This window comes from Mesorhizobium sp. M0047, assembly GCF_040323315.1.
In the GTDB taxonomy this organism is placed as follows: Bacteria; Pseudomonadota; Alphaproteobacteria; order Rhizobiales; family Rhizobiaceae; genus Mesorhizobium.
The window spans coordinates 1-506 of the sequence record NZ_JAMYUW010000124.1 but is presented as its reverse complement, the minus strand read 5'-3'; the positions used below and the strand labels follow the sequence as shown (position 1 = coordinate 506).

Sequence of the window (506 nt, the reverse complement as noted above, 5' to 3'; positions counted from 1 at the left end):
CGCTTGAGCGAGGTCTTTGAAGGCTCGCGTCGGAGCATGTTGAGCACCGCGCGGCGGATCATGGCGAGGTTGCGCGCCGAATGGTCTTTACGGACGCGGCACTCGTCTTCGCGGAACGCCACGTCCAAGACCCAATGCAGATTGTTCTCCACGCTCCAGTGGGCACGCACGGCGGCGGCGAGGCGGACGGGGTCGGGCGGCAGCGAGGAGATGAAGAGCCGCGTCTCGATCGAGACCGCGCCGGTCTTCTTGATCGTGCGACGCGTTGTGACGGCGAGAAAGCTCGCAAGCCCCTTCCAATCGGGATGACGCTCGGCGAGCCAGGCGGCATCGGCGGCGCGGATCGTGCGCTCCTCGATCCGGCCGTGGCCGGCTTGCGGCTCTTCTTCATGACACGAACAATCGGCCGCGAGCACGGGATCGTCGAAGAACAGCGCGACATCCTCCTCGAGAGTTCCCTGATTGCCTTTGAGCGCCAGGACATAATCGGCCTTCTTGGAGACGAT

At 64.6% G+C, this 506-nt stretch carries 1 protein-coding gene; it reads right to left on the bottom strand.

Features of this window, described 5'->3' with window-relative positions:
• Positions 1–506 (bottom strand): ISAs1 family transposase (locus tag NKJ89_RS35685; protein ID WP_352609093.1); only part of this gene is annotated, 506 nt, incomplete at both ends.